This is a genomic window from Burkholderia seminalis, from assembly GCF_001718535.1.
In the GTDB taxonomy this organism is placed as follows: Bacteria; Pseudomonadota; Gammaproteobacteria; order Burkholderiales; family Burkholderiaceae; genus Burkholderia; species Burkholderia seminalis.
Genome location: NZ_CP013400.1, coordinates 1,179,658 through 1,192,364, shown reverse-complemented (window position 1 = coordinate 1,192,364; position 12,707 = coordinate 1,179,658). Strand labels below are relative to the sequence as shown.

Genomic DNA, 12,707 nt, shown 5'->3' with positions numbered 1-12,707 from the left:
TCGAAGGCCCGCAAGGGCCTTTTTTCTGGTTCGAGGAATTCCACGGGTGTCGTGCGGCGACCCATCTCGGTCGTACGACGCCGGCCGCTTCCAAAGCACCACCCCCTCCCGTCGAAAGGAGGGCGAGGACGCCAAACGGCCAGCACCGATGCAACCCTTTGTCATTGGTGCAGGAACTCCAGCACCATCCGGTTGAATCGCTCCGCGTGCTCCCATTGCGCCCAGTGCCCGCAGCGCCCGAACACGGTCAGATCGGCGTTCGGCATCCCCCAAACGAGCCGCAGCCCGACATCCATGGGCACGAAACGGTCATCGCGTCCCCAGATCACGAGCGCCGGCGCCTGAATCTCGTTCAGTCGGTGACCGTAGTCCGGAAACTGCTTCGGATTGGCCGCCAGACTCTTCACGAAGTTCTCGAGATGATCGCGCCGCGCGAGCATATTATCGAGCCGCGTCTGCATCAGCTCTTCGGTCATCGTGCTCGCGTCGTAGACGAACACATTGAGCATCTTCTTCAGGTTCTCGAGCGTCGGGGCGCGATACAACCCTTGTAGCAGCTTGATGCCTTCGGTCGGCATCGGCACGAACTGGCTCGGACCGCCCGTGCCGCCGCCCATCAGCACCAGCTTGCCGACGCGCTCGGGATACGACAGCGCGAAGGCCACCGCGCTATGCCCGCCCATCGAGTTGCCGACGAGATGCGCGCGCTCGACGCCGACCGCATCCAGCACGCCCTTCAGCACGCGCGCGTTGAGGTCGGAGCGAGAGCCGGTACAGACGATCGAATCGCTCTTGCCCCAGCCGGGACAGTCGACGAGGATCACGCGATAACCCGCATTCGCGAACGCGTCCACATTGCGATGGAAGTTCGCCCAGCCGCTCGCGCCCGGACCGGAGCCGTGCAGCAGAACGAGCGCTTGCCCGCCCGCGCCGGTGTCGTTGTAGTGCACACGCAGTTCCCTGCCGCCCTCCATCACGTTCATGTACTTGCTGGTCGCGGCTTCGGTATGAATCACGGTGTCAGTCATGTCGATGTCCTTCGTCAGATCGATTCGGTTCCAAGGGTGTGCGAGCCGTTGGTCGACTCACGCGGAGATTTCGCGACCACGGTGAGCGCACCGAGCGCCGCGATCACGATGAGCGGAATGCTCGAGATCACGAGCATCGACGCGCTCTGGCCTAACGCCAGCAGTTGCCCGGCGATCAGCGGGCCGACCATCGATCCCACCCGGCCAACGGCCACCGCCGCGCCGACACCCGTGCCGCGCACGCGCGTCGGATACGTTGCACCGGCGAGCGCATACAGCACCGACTGCGTGCCGACGAGAAACAGCCCCGCCAGCAGGCCGCCCCATGCCATCGACACGCTGCCCGTCGCGCTGGCGAGCGCCAGTAACGCAGTCGCGATGCCCGTGTACATGCCGACCACGACCGGCCGCTTGCCAATGCGATCCATCAACCCCGCGATCACGATTGCGCCGACACCACCGCCGATGTTGAACATCATCTGCACGATGCTCGCCTGTACCGGCGTGAGGCCGCGCGAGAGCACCATCGATGGCAGCCAGTTCATCAGGAAGTACAGCACGATCAGCGTCCCCAGATAGCTGATCCACAGCGAGAGGGTCGTCGCCGCGCGCCCGTCACTGAAGAGCGCGCGCACGATGCCGTCCTTCGACTCGCGGGTCGCGCCCCGGCTTGCCGCGACGAAGTACGTCGACTCCTTCAGGAAAATCGCCAGCAGCGGCAAGGTCAGCAGCGGCCCGATCCCGCCGACATAGAAGATGTGCCGCCAGCCCTCGGCGCCCGGGCTGACAATACCGATCACTGCCGCGAGCGCCGCACCGAACGGCATGCCGCAGTACATCGCACCGACCGCCGTGCTGCGTCGCCCGGGCGCCGCCGCTTCCGCGCACAGCGCGATCAGGTTCGGCATCGCGGCGCCCAGGCCGAGGCCCGTGAGAAAACGCGCGATGAGCAGGCTCTGCAGATCCCACACCTGGGTCGTTGCAATCGAAAATATCCCGAACAGCGCGACCGACATCATCAGCACGCGCTTGCGGCCAATGCGATCCGCGAGCCTGCCGCCAATCGCCGCACCCGGCAACAGGCCGAGCGCGCCGATGCCGAATGCCCAGCCGAGCTGCGCGACGGCGAGATGGAACTCGTGTGCCATGCGCGGCGCGGCGACGCCGGTGGATTGCAGGTCGAGACCCTCGAGGAGGGCAACCGCGAGGCACAGCCCGATGGTGATGGCGCCGCCGGCGCGCGGGGAAGAAGCCGTTGACGTTTTCATTGATGTCTCCAGGTTGAACGATGCGGCGCTCTTCACGGCGCCTGGCATACGCGTGTGGTTCAGGCGCTGGCTTCGCGCTTCTTCAGATCGAGCGCAACGTCGACGATCATGTCTTCCTGACCGCCCACCATGCGTCGCTTGCCCAGTTCGACGAGAATGTCGACCGCTTTCAGGCCGTACTTCTTCGCCGCGATTTCGGCATGCCGCAGGAAGCTCGAATACACGCCCGCATAGCCCAGCGCGAGCGTTTCGCGGTCCACGCGCACCGGCCGGTCCTGCAACGGGCGCACGAGATCGTCGGCCGCATCGAGCAGGCGATATAGATCGGTGCCGTGATGCCAGCCAAGGCGCTCGGCCGCCGCGACGAACACTTCGAGCGGGGCATTGCCCGCGCCCGCCCCCATGCCCGCCAGACTCGCATCGATGCGGTCGCAGCCCTCCTCGACCGCAACGATCGAGTTGGCCACGCCGAGGCTCAGGTTGTGATGGGCATGCATGCCCGTGTGGGTCTCGGGGCGAAGCACGGCCTTGAGCGCCTTGAAGCGCGCACGGATGTCGTGCATGTTCATCGCGCCGCCCGAATCGACCACGTACACGCAGGTGGCGCCATAGCTTTCCATCTTCCTCGCCTCGATCGCGAGGTGGTCAGGCGTGGTCATGTGGCTCATCATCAGAAAGCCGACGGTGTCCATGCCGAGGCTGCGCGCATACTCGATGTGCTGCTTCGAAATGTCCGCTTCCGTGCAATGGGTCGCGACACGGACAACACGCGCGCCCGCGTCGTACGCGGCCTTCAGGTCGTGGATCGTGCCGATGCCGGGCAGCAGCAGTGTCGCGATTTTCGCGTGCTTGACCACATCGGCCACCGCCTCGATCCATTCCAGATCACTGTGCGCGCCGAAGCCATAGTTGAAGCTCGAACCCTGCAGGCCGTCACCGTGTGCGACCTCGATGCTGTCGACCTTCGCCTCGTCCAGCGCGCGGGCAATGTCCTGCACGTTCCGAATCGAATACTGATGACGGATCGCGTGCATGCCGTCGCGCAGCGTCACGTCGGAGATATAGAGTTTCTTGTCCATGATCGAGTGCTCCCTGCTTCAGGCGTTCACAACCGACGCCGCCATGCGTTCGGCCGTTGCCAGCGCGGCGGAAGTCATGATGTCGAGATTGCCCGCGTAGGCCGGCAGATAATGGGCCGCGCCTTCCACTTCGACGAAGATCGAGGTCTTCAGTCCGCTGAAATGGCCGAGTCCGGGAATATGCAACGGCGCGTCGGAGGGGATGTCGTCGAACTGCACGGACTGCTTCAGGCGATAGCCGGGCACATAGGACTGGATGGCAGCGGCCATCTCGCCAACCGACGTTTCGATCAGCGCCCGGTCTGCCGCCTCGGACAGCACATAGACCGTGTCGCGCATCATCAGCGGAGGCTCGGCCGGGTTGAGCACGATGATCGCCTTGCCCTTGCCGGCGCGGCCGACCGCTTCGATCGCCTTCGACGTCGTCTCCGTGAACTCGTCGATGTTGGCGCGCGTGCCGGGTCCTGCCGACTTGCTGCTGATCGATGCGACGATCTCCGCGTAATGCACCCTTGCGACCCGCGACACGGCGGCAACCATTGGAATCGTCGCCTGTCCGCCGCACGTGACCATGTTCACGTTCGGCGCATCGAGATGCGCGTCGAGGTTCACCACCGGTACGCAGTACGGGCCGATGGCGGCGGGCGTCAGGTCGATCACGCGAATGCCGGGCTTGAGCGCGCGCAGGAACGCGTCGTTCTTCACATGCGCGCCGGCCGACGTCGCATCGAACACGAAGTCGATCCCGTCGAACACGGGCAGGCGCGCCAGCCCTTCCACGCCTTCATGCGTCGTCGCCACCCCGAGCCTTGCGGCGCGCGCGAGGCCGTCCGAGGCAGGATCGATGCCGACCATCGCCGCGACTTCGAGATGCCTGCTGCGGCGCATGATCTTGATCATCAGGTCGGTGCCGATGTTGCCGGATCCGATGATCGCGGCTTTGCACCTGGTGTTCTCTGTTGCCATGGGAATGTCTCCGTCCGTCATTCGCTGAAACTGGCGCGCACACTGCCGAGCCCTTCGATATGCGCCGTATAAGTGCCGGCCGCCTTCACCGCGACCATCGGGCCAAGCGCGCCCGTCAGCACGATGTCGCCCGCGCGCAGCGGCGTGCCGAGTCGAACCATCCGGTCCGCGAGCCACGCCGCCGCATTCAGCGGATTGCCGAGGCACGCGCCGCCATTGCCGCGTGACAGGACTTCGCCGTCCTGCGTGAGCGTCATTGCACAAGCGGTCAGCTCGATATCGCGCAGCAGGACCGGGCGGCTGCCGAGCACGAACAGCGCGCTCGACGCGTTGTCCGCGACGGTGTCGAAAAACCGGATGTCCCAGTCGCGGATGCGACTGTCGACCACCTCGATCGCGGCCACCGCATACGCGGTCGCTGAAATCAGATCCGCGTAGGTGTGTTTTTCGGCGGTCAGGTCGCGTTCGAGCACGAGCGCGATCTCCGCTTCGACCTTCGGCTGAATCAACGAGGCGAGCGGCATCGGCTGGCTGTCGCCGTACGCCATCGACGCGAACAACGCGCCGAAGTCGGGCTGATCGACGCCAAGCTGCTTCTGCACCGCGGGCGAAGTCAGGCCGATCTTCCTGCCGACGACGCGCTCGCCGTTCGCCGTGCGCAAGTCGTTGTTGATCTGCTGGATCGCGTAGGCGAGTGTCGCGTCGCCTTCGGGACACGTCTCGCGCAGCGGCGCGATCGTCCGGCGCGAGGCCTGCGCTTCACGCAGGCGCGCGGCCATCGAAAGCATGCTGTTGTCATCCGACATGGTTCTATCTCCTGGAAAGGGCCTGTTCTCGCGCGTGCATCGCGCCGAAGCCGGCGATCCATTCCGGAATCGCGCGGTAGTAATCGATCGAAGCCGCATACGGACCGCTCGCCGCAAGTGCACCGAATGCGGCGACCCACGTGCGAATCTCGTGCGCGGACTTGCCTGCATCGCGCGTGATCGCTTCGTTCGTGAGGCCATCGGCTGCGGTGAGTTCACCGCGTTCGAGCCATTCGAGAAACATGTGGTCCCATGCGGGATTGAGCGGATGCAGGCGGCTGTCGCCCGCTGCGAATGCCTTGGCCGCCGCGACGGTACGGGATTGCCGCGCATCGCGCGACGCCGGTGACGGGTTGCGCCCAGCGATCAGCCGTTCCGCGACGATATCGTCCGCGCCCGCGATTTCCGGCACCGGCGGCTCATGCGAAATGCCGCCCGAGCCGATCAGCAACACGCGCCGGTTCATGCGCGCGACGGTACGGCCGATCGCATCGCCGAGCAGTCGCGCGCGGCGGCACGACGCCATCGGCGGCGCGACCGAGTTGATGAAAACGGGCACCACGGGATAGCGGTCGATGCCGCCCGTGAGTACCTCGAGTGCCTGCGCGCAGCCGTGATCGACCTGCATGCGATACGACACGGCGACGTCGATATCGCTCGCGAGCGTCGCATCGGCAAGCGCGAGCGCCACATCGCGGTCGACGGGCAACGGGCCGGCCGCGCTGCCGAAATCGCCGATGGCCGTCGCGCTCACGCCGATGCAGAACTGCGGCATCACGTCGTAGAAAAATCCGTTGTAGTGGTCAGGCGCGAACACGATCACCAACTCCGGATCGAACGCGTCGACCCGCTCGCGCGCCGCGCGCTGCACCTGCTCGACTTCCGCGACGACCGCCGGCGCCGGATCGAAGTAGCCGTGCAGCGGCGTGTGCGACATGCATTCGAGATGGATCGGCATTTCAGGCCCCTACCAGATCGGCGGCATGCGGGAACGTCGCGTCGTTGATCGTCGCGCCCGTCGTCGCGGCAAGCGACAGCCTTTGCGCAAGCTGCGACACGCAACCCGATACGCTTTGCGGCGAGCACATGCCGGCCACGAAGCGGTCGGGCCGCAACAGCACGACCGATTCCGGCACGCGCGCGAACCAGTCGCGCAGGCGCGAATCGACATCGCCAATGGCGATCACGTCTTCGGGCACGTCATCGTGGAACGCGAGCTGCGGGTCGGGCTTGGCGATCACGAAACACCCCCCAAGCGCGGTCCAGATGCGGCGCGCCTCGGGCGTCAGGCCGAACGTCGGGTCCGAGCCCCATCCCACGATCGCGAAGCGGTTGCCGATCGCATCGTCGAGCCGGACGATGCTGCCATCCACGCGACGCACGCGCGGCTGGATGAACATGCGGCCCACGGGGGTGCCAGCCTGCGCATCGCGGCCATGCACCATCCGCCCGATCAGCGATTCACGTTTCTCGCTCATCAGACCGACCAGCCGCCCGAACGCGCCGTGTCCGCGCTTCGCGATCATGCGCGCGAGCAGCCCTTCGGACCGCGCTCGGCGCGTCAGCAGCACGACACCTTCTTCATAGCGCGGCATCGGCTTGAAGCGCATCTCGACGAAATAGCGCTGCATGGCGGGCAGCACATCGAAGCAGCGCACGAACGCGTCACGCACTTTCGATCCGACGAAGCTCGTCGGCGCGAAGATATCGCCCGCGACTTCCGAGAGGTGGATCATCGAGCGTGCATGGGCGCGCCGCTCCATCGTGTAGGTATCGAGCAGCGTGTCGCGCGCGGTGCCTTTCACGACCATCGCAAGCTTCCAGCCGAGATTGCTCGCGTCGCGAATGCCGCTGTTGTAGCCCTGCCCCTGCCACACCGGCATGATGTGCGCGGCGTCTCCCGCGAGCAGGATGCGCTTGACGCGGAACGTGCTCGCGAGCCGCGCGTTGTGCGTATAGACCCGCTGACGAATGTAGTCGACCTTGTCGGGGTCGTCGACCACCCCGCGCACCAACGCCGCCATGTTCTCCGGCTTCGACAGTTCCTCCTCCGTCTCGCCCGGCATCACCATGAATTCGAAGCGCCGGATCCCGTGCGGCAGCGCCGCCGACACGTACGGACGCCGCGCGTCGCAATGCAGATAGACATGCGGAGAGCCGATCGGGTCGTTGCGCACGTCGATCACGATCCATTGATTCGGCTTCGTGCGGCCTTCGAACGGCACGTCGAGCGTGCGACGCACGAAACTGTTGCCGCCGTCCGCGCCGACCATGTATGCGGCGCGGATCGTCGTCTTTGCACCGTGCGCGTCTGTCGCCTCTATGGTCACACCGCACTCGTCCTGCGCGAAGCTGTCGACGCCGTGGCCAAGCAGCGTCGACACATTCTCGAAACGCTCGAGACCGCCGTACAGAATCCGATCGGCGAGCGGCTGGATGAACGCATTGCGGCGCGGCCAGCCGAACTCGTCGGTGCGCGGCTCGATCGACGCGAAGCACTTCCCTTTCAGCGTGAAGCGCATCCAGTGATTCGGCGTGGTGTGCGGAAGCAGTTCGTCGACCAGGCCGACCGACTGGAATACGCGCAGCGCTTCGTCGTCGAGGCCGATCGCCCGCGGATAGTCGATGATCTGCGCGAGCTTCTCGACGAGGACGACGCGCACGCCCTGCAGGCCGAGCAGGTTCGCGATCATCAGGCCGACCGGGCCCGCGCCGATGATGGCGACATCGGCGTCGATCGAACGATGTGTCGTTTCGTGAGGATGAGCGCGGCCGTTGCCGGCCGCCGGTTCAAAGGCGGGGCGCATGCTTGTCTCCTGACTGGGCTTGTCCGATGTGCTGAACCGACGAAGCGCCTGGCGCTCGATCGTTCAACTTATGCACGCAGTTTATGGAGGGCGGAAAACACCCTCAACAAAATCTCCGGAATGTGCATAGAATGCACATGATTGATTCCAATGGGATTTTTACGTGACAACCTACACGAACGTGCGCGGACTGGCGCGCGGCCTCCAGGTGCTGCGGACGCTGAATGCGATGGAAGACGGGCGTGCAACGAGCCAGCAGATCGCCGATCTGACCGGCCTGCATCGCACCACGGTGCGCCGCCTGCTCGAAACCTTGATGGACGAAGGATTCGTGCGCCGCAGCACGTCGGACGACAGTTTCCGCCTGACGCTCGCCGTACGTTCCTTGAGCGAGGGCTTCACCGATACCGAGCGCATCGCCACCGTGGCGCCGCCGATCATGGGGCAGCTCCTGCAGCGCGTCGCGTGGCCATCCGATCTGACCACACCCGACGGCGACGCAATGATCATCCGCGAGACGACACATCGCTTCAGCCGGCTGTCGTTTCATCGCTCGATGGTCGGGCGGCGTTTGCCTATCTTGCTGACCGCGGCTGGCCGTGCCTACTTCGCGATGTGCCCCGACGAGGAGCGCGAGGATATTCTGGAACTGTTGCGCTCCGGTGCCGGCGGTGAAGAGCAACAGGCGTTCGCGAAAAACGATGCGCTCGTGCGCAAGCTGATCCGACGGGTGCGCGAGGACGGTTTCGGATCGAATCACGGCGACTGGACCGCGCAGGCGAAAATCGGTGCGGTGGCGGTCGCGATCAGCGCGGACGAACGCGTGATCGCCAGCCTCAATGTCGTCTTCCTGTCACGCGCCGTCAGTCTCCAGGATGCCACTCGCCGCTATGTGCCCGAGCTGCAAAAAGCAGCAGCGGATATTGCCGAAGCATTGCGACAGGAACCCGCGGCTCGTTCCCGCGCATCAACGTAGTCTCCCAGACAGGCTGAATGGCATGAACGGACGCGCGAATGACGATGTGCCGACCGCGACGGGCGGCCGAGCATGGCTGACAATCGACGCTCTCCCCCGCGCACCCGAATGAGCTTGGAAGAACCCGTTTTTTCATCGAGACCATGAGAATCCATCACTTCGTTCCCTTGCTGGCGCTCGCCGCCGTACCCACCGCCCACGCCGCCGACAGCCAACCTTGCAGCGACGCTGCCGTCACGGCCGTCGCCCGTTGGGCCGGCATCGCGAGCGCACGCATCGCGACGCGCGACGCGAACCGGCTCGTCGTCGCGTCCGCGTGCAAGGTCATGCCGAACGCGCCGGGCACGACGATCGCGGCCGTCGTGTTCGATTCGCTGCCCAAAAGCAAGAATCCGGACGAAAGCGACAAGCTGCAGGTCGTCGCGCTCGTCGAGGGCGACAAGGTCGTCGCGGCCGACAAGTCGGTGGTTCAGGAGGATGCGGCGACCGAGATCGGCGAGAACAGCTATCGCATCGATACGGCGCCGTACCGGCTGTCGCCCGAGGTCCGCGCATTTGGCGTCGTGTTCACGAGCAGCGCGCGCGGGCCGAGCTGTCCGGATGCGGACGCCAGCGAAGAATTGACGCTGTGGGTGCGCGAAGGCAACCGCATCCGCCCGGTGTTCGGCACCAATCTCTACGGCTGGGTCAGCGTCGAAGGTGCGGCGTGCGGTGCCGGCATGGGTGACGCGATCAGCGAGGATGCCCACATGACGATCGCCGTCGAAAAGACCGCCAGCCACGGCTTCGCAGACCTGTCGATCACCGCACGCATCACGAAGAGCCAACGCAAGGACAACGAATACGCCGAGACGGGCAAGCGCACCGCACGCACGATCGTCCGCTACGACGGCAAGTCATACGGCATCGACATGTTCCGAAACTTCTGGTATCCGCCCGCCGCGATGAAGCGCTTCAAGTAACGGCGCGTCAGCCCGCGCCCGCCTACTCCGCCACCTTCGGCCCGATCCCGTCGCCCGACGCGGGCATCCGCAGCGCATCGTCCCGCACACGTCGTGCCTCGCGTGCCGTATAGCGATCCTTCAACCGCAGGAACGGTTTCTCGACGAGGAAGTAGCTGGCCGTCGCGGCCAGCAGCGCCCACACGATGCCGAGCGGAAACGCATGCGCGACCGGCAGATCGGGATTCGCGAACGGCTGCTGCCACAGATACAGACTGAACGAGATCGTGCCGACGAACACGACCGGCCGCGCGCGCAGCCAGCGCGCGCACCAGAACTCGCCGCGGAAATTCAGCACGACGATCACGATCGCGATCAACGCGGCTTCGAGCGTCACGCCGTAAGTCGCGTTCCAGAAGCCGCCGAGCCGGTGTTCGGCGAGCGGCATGCCGAGCAGCACGACGATGACGATCGCCGTCACGATGCGCGCCTCGCCTCGCCACGCGCCGATCCACGCTTCGAGCCGTTCCCGGTTGAGCGACGCATAACACCCGATCAGGATCGGATCGACGCCGGTGTGAAGCATCATCCCGAGTTGCCCGCGCAGCGCCGGTGCAACGAAATACGTGACGGCGCGCACCAGCGGCACGATCAGGATCAACGCGACCAGCCAGCGCGTGCCGGCGCGGCGCATGCCGAACCCGAACAGCAGCGGCCAGAACCAGTAGAACTGCTCTTCGAGCGCGAGCGACCAGAAATGACCGAGATACCACGCGCCGTCCGGATGCAGCGCGTTGTCGCCCGTCAGCCCGAACCACGCCGAGTAATTCCACAGATGCAGCGCCGCATACAGCCACTGCCGGCGATCGACGTCGAACCAGCCGGCGAACGCGACGACCGCAACGGCCGCGAGATAGACGTAGCAGGCCGGCCAGATCCGCAGCGCGCGACGCACGTAGAACGACGTCAACGCAATGCCGCCGGTGCGCGCGAACTCGGCGCGCAGCACGTTGGTGATCAGGAAACCGCTCAGGACGAAGAAGATCAGGACCCCGAGCCGGCCGTCGGCAATCAGCCGCAACGGCGCATACCAGCCCGTGTAGCCGCCCGGCAGCACATGTTCGGCGTGTCCGACCACCACCATCGCGACCGCGACGGCGCGCAACCCGGTCAACTGCGTGACGCGATGGTTCATCGGCTGGTTTCCGTTGGCACGGGTTAGAAACAGGAGATGACCGGCGCGCCGACTGGCATGCCGATATGCCGCCGGGATTTTGTATGAAAAATATCGGAATGAAATTGCTTCAAAAATCGCCGCGCCGCCAGCTGCGGCCGCACACGTCCGAACGAGCCGGCGCCCGGCGCGGCGAATGGGCATAATGACAAGCCTTGCCCGGCGACGACCGGACCGATGCCCACGCAACGTTTTTGCGGCGCAGCAACATCCGAAGTACCGCCCCCGCACGGATACCGGCCCGCACTCGTCCGCCTCCAGTCGACCCTCATCCGGAGCCTGCCTGTGTACCCACCGATCGAACCCTACGCCCACGGCCACCTCGACACCGGCGACGGCCATCGCATCTACTGGGAGCGCTGCGGCAACCCGGCCGGCAAGCCCGCCGTGTTCCTGCACGGCGGCCCCGGCGCCGGCTGCAGCCCCGACCATCGCCGCCTGTTCGACCCCGAGCGCTACGACATCCTGCTGTTCGACCAGCGCGGCTGCGGGCGCTCGACGCCGCATGCGAGCCTCGAGAACAACACGACGTGGCATCTGGTCGCCGATATCGAACGCCTGCGCGAGATGGTCGGCGCCGAGCAATGGCTCGTGTTCGGCGGTTCCTGGGGCAGCGCGCTGGCGATCGCGTACGCGGAAACGCACCCCGAACGCGTGAGCGCGCTGATCGTGCGCGGCATCTTCACGATGCGGCGCGCGGAACTGCTGTGGTACTACCAGGAAGGCGCGTCGTGGCTGTTCCCGGATCTGTGGGAGGACTTCGTTGCGCCGATTCCGGAAGCCGAGCGCGGTGACCTGATGGCCGCCTACCATCGCCGGCTGACCGGCGACGACGAAGCCGCGAAGCTCGAGGCGGCTCGCGCATGGAGCATCTGGGAAGGCCGCACGATCACGCTGCTGCCCGACCCGGCGCTCGCCGCGCACTTCGCGGACGGCCACTACGCGCTCGCGTTCGCGCGAATCGAAAACCACTACTTCGTGAACGAGGGCTTCGTCGAGGAAGGTCAGTTGCTGCGCGACGCGCATCGCCTCGCCGGCATTCCGGGCGTGATCGTGCAGGGCCGCTATGACGCCGCGACGCCAGCACGCACCGCATGGGAACTGTCGAAGGCGTGGCCGGAGGCGACGTTCGAGATCGTGCCCGGCGCCGGGCACGCCTACAACGAGCCGGGGATCCTCGAAGCGTTGATCGCGGCGACGGACCGGTTCGCCGCGTAGTCCATAGGGTGCAACGCATCGCAGTGCGTGCTGCGATGCCTGCCGGCACGCCTAGGCGCCGCCGCGATCAAAGCGCGGCTTCGACGATCGTCCTGCCGCTGATCGCGCGCTCGACAAGCTGCTCGTCGCCGACCTTGCGGATCGCGTCGTCGAGCAGCCCTTCCGGTTCTTCGGTCGCCACCTTCAGCAGGCCCGACAGGCCGCGCGCGTCGAGCACCACCAGCGTCTCCATCGAATCCGCGCGGCTCACGAGCACGCGGCGGAATGCCGGGCCCGCGCCGAAGCTCGCGCAGAGCGAGATCGTCTCGCCGCCGAGCGTGTAGTCGAAGTGCTTGATCATGGTCTGCCGCCGTTGCAAGGAAATGGCGACGCGCGACGGCGCGG

12 protein-coding genes are annotated in these 12,707 nt (G+C 65.9%); 3 read left to right on the top strand and 9 right to left on the bottom strand.

Annotated elements, in window-relative coordinates:
* Window positions 1-161: 161 nt before the first annotated feature.
* From WJ12_RS26090 to WJ12_RS26060, 7 genes are read right to left on the bottom strand one after another with little or no spacing between them, the layout of a single operon-like run.
* Complete coding sequence (locus WJ12_RS26090; protein WP_059556411.1) at window positions 162-1,028, bottom strand: alpha/beta fold hydrolase; 867 nt, start codon at window positions 1,026-1,028, stop codon at window positions 162-164.
* A gap of 14 nt (window positions 1,029-1,042) precedes the next feature.
* Window positions 1,043-2,296: a 3-(3-hydroxy-phenyl)propionate transporter MhpT gene (gene mhpT / locus WJ12_RS26085; protein WP_059556410.1), complete on the bottom strand. Its 1,254-nt coding sequence runs from the start codon at window positions 2,294-2,296 to the stop codon at window positions 1,043-1,045.
* 59 nt (window positions 2,297-2,355) lie between these two features.
* Window positions 2,356-3,378 (bottom strand): 4-hydroxy-2-oxovalerate aldolase, encoded by a 1,023-nt coding sequence (gene dmpG, locus WJ12_RS26080; RefSeq protein WP_311767572.1) that lies wholly within the window; start codon window positions 3,376-3,378, stop codon window positions 2,356-2,358.
* A gap of 15 nt (window positions 3,379-3,393) precedes the next feature.
* Entirely contained in the window at window positions 3,394-4,341 is a 948-nt protein-coding gene (locus WJ12_RS26075; protein WP_059556409.1) for an acetaldehyde dehydrogenase (acetylating), read from the bottom strand.
* A gap of 17 nt (window positions 4,342-4,358) precedes the next feature.
* Window positions 4,359-5,147 carry a 2-keto-4-pentenoate hydratase gene (gene mhpD / locus WJ12_RS26070; protein ID WP_059556408.1) on the bottom strand — a complete coding sequence of 263 codons (789 nt, stop codon included), beginning with the start codon at window positions 5,145-5,147 and terminating at the stop codon, window positions 4,359-4,361.
* Window positions 5,148-5,151: 4 nt separating this feature from the next.
* A complete protein-coding gene (locus tag WJ12_RS26065) occupies window positions 5,152-6,105 on the bottom strand; it encodes a 3-carboxyethylcatechol 2,3-dioxygenase (protein ID WP_049032992.1) in 954 nt (317 codons plus the stop codon).
* 1 nt (window position 6,106) lies between these two features.
* The gene (locus WJ12_RS26060; RefSeq protein ID WP_059556407.1) at window positions 6,107-7,954 is read right to left on the bottom strand and encodes a bifunctional 3-(3-hydroxy-phenyl)propionate/3-hydroxycinnamic acid hydroxylase; all 1,848 of its coding nucleotides are present in this window, start codon (window positions 7,952-7,954) and stop codon (window positions 6,107-6,109) included.
* A gap of 163 nt (window positions 7,955-8,117) precedes the next feature.
* On the opposite strand from WJ12_RS26060, the gene WJ12_RS26055 reads away from it, so the two are divergent.
* Together WJ12_RS26055 and WJ12_RS26050 are read left to right on the top strand one after the other, a co-directional pair.
* Window positions 8,118-8,930 carry a DNA-binding transcriptional regulator gene (locus tag WJ12_RS26055; protein WP_059556406.1) on the top strand — a complete coding sequence of 271 codons (813 nt, stop codon included), beginning with the start codon at window positions 8,118-8,120 and terminating at the stop codon, window positions 8,928-8,930.
* 143 nt (window positions 8,931-9,073) lie between these two features.
* On the top strand, window positions 9,074-9,892 hold the full coding sequence (locus WJ12_RS26050; RefSeq protein WP_059556405.1) for a PA3715 family protein: 819 nt from the start codon (window positions 9,074-9,076) through the stop codon (window positions 9,890-9,892).
* A gap of 22 nt (window positions 9,893-9,914) precedes the next feature.
* Here the strand turns inward: WJ12_RS26050 and WJ12_RS26045 are convergent, their stop codons facing one another.
* Window positions 9,915-11,066 (bottom strand): acyltransferase family protein, encoded by a 1,152-nt coding sequence (locus WJ12_RS26045; protein ID WP_059556404.1) that lies wholly within the window; start codon window positions 11,064-11,066, stop codon window positions 9,915-9,917.
* A 324-nt stretch (window positions 11,067-11,390) separates the two neighbouring features.
* Here WJ12_RS26045 and pip point away from each other — a divergent pair, with 324 nt between their 5' ends.
* Window positions 11,391-12,323 (top strand): prolyl aminopeptidase, encoded by a 933-nt coding sequence (pip, locus tag WJ12_RS26040; RefSeq protein WP_034191641.1) that lies wholly within the window; start codon window positions 11,391-11,393, stop codon window positions 12,321-12,323.
* 67 nt (window positions 12,324-12,390) lie between these two features.
* On the opposite strand, the gene WJ12_RS26035 is transcribed toward pip, so the two are convergent.
* The gene (locus tag WJ12_RS26035; RefSeq protein ID WP_059556695.1) at window positions 12,391-12,663 is read right to left on the bottom strand and encodes a hypothetical protein; all 273 of its coding nucleotides are present in this window, start codon (window positions 12,661-12,663) and stop codon (window positions 12,391-12,393) included.
* Window positions 12,664-12,707: the final 44 nt, after the last annotated feature.